Genomic DNA, 442 nt, shown 5'->3' with positions numbered 1-442 from the left:
GTCGCCGCCGATCAGTTCGACGAACACGTCGATTTCGGCGGCCTGCGCCATCTTGACCGGATCGTCGAACCACTTTGCCGAACTCAGATCGACGCCGCGATTACGCTTCTGGTCGCGCGCCGAGACGGCGGTGACGATGACGTCACGGCCGCACTGGCGGGTCAGCTCCGCCGCCTTGTCGCGCAGCACGCGCGCCACCGACGCGCCAACCGTGCCGAGGCCGGCAATTCCAACACGCAATGGTTCAGCCATGTCCGGCGACGTCCCTCAAGTCAGATCAAATTGCGTGCGGCAAACTTACCGGTGAGCGGAAAGCGGAACCACATTGTTGGGTTGCTTGGCGCTGGTCGCCAGGAAGCGCTTGATGTTGCGCGCCGCCTGCCGGATCCGATGCTCGTTCTCGACCAGCGCACTGCGCACGTGATCGTCGCCATGTTCGCCC

General features: G+C 64.5%; 2 pseudogenes. Both read right to left on the bottom strand.

What is annotated here, in order from left to right:
* Positions 1–252: pseudogene (locus EN993_RS36705) on the bottom strand (homoserine dehydrogenase); the annotation flags it as partial.
* A 45-nt stretch (positions 253–297) separates the two neighbouring features.
* Positions 298–442, bottom strand: a pseudogene (locus EN993_RS36700) (aminotransferase); the annotation flags it as partial.

The organism is Mesorhizobium sp. M7D.F.Ca.US.004.01.2.1, assembly GCF_003997785.1.
GTDB lineage: Bacteria > Pseudomonadota > Alphaproteobacteria > Rhizobiales > Rhizobiaceae > Mesorhizobium > Mesorhizobium loti.
The sequence above is the reverse complement of the archived record's forward strand: the minus strand, read 5'-3'. Positions and strand labels throughout refer to the sequence as shown.